We start from the raw sequence: 454 nt of genomic DNA, 5'->3' as shown, positions 1-454 counted from the left end.
CAAGCAAAAATGCACTCGACCTCTTAGCGACAAATCTTGCCGAGATTGTCGGTGGTTCTGCAGACTTAACACCTTCTAACAATACCTTCTTCAAAGGAAGCCGAGATCTCGATATCACAACCGGTGAAGGAAACTATATCCGCTTCGGAGTACGTGAATTTGGAATGGCGGCGATCATGAACGGTTTAGCGCTCTATGGCGGATTTATCCCTTATGGTGCAACCTTCCTCGTCTTCTCCGACTATGCTCGTAATGCTATCCGGATGAGTGCTCTCATGGAGCAACGAGTTGTCTATATTATGACGCACGACTCCATCGGTCTTGGAGAAGATGGTCCAACGCATCAGCCGGTAGAGCATGTTGAATCATTACGTCTCATCCCTAACCTCTATGTCTGGCGCCCTTGTGATGCTGTTGAAACATTAGTCGCTTGGGCTGATGGCTTAAAAGCTGA

At 47.8% G+C, this 454-nt stretch carries 1 pseudogene; it reads left to right on the top strand.

Annotated features, from left to right (window positions below):
- Window positions 1–454: pseudogene (locus FK268_RS26210) on the top strand (transketolase); the annotation flags it as partial.

The sequence above is a fragment of the Tsukamurella sputi genome, from assembly GCF_007858445.1.
Lineage (GTDB): Bacteria > Actinomycetota > Actinomycetes > Mycobacteriales > Mycobacteriaceae > Tsukamurella > Tsukamurella sputi.
The sequence above is the reverse complement of the archived record's forward strand: the minus strand, read 5'-3'. Positions and strand labels throughout refer to the sequence as shown.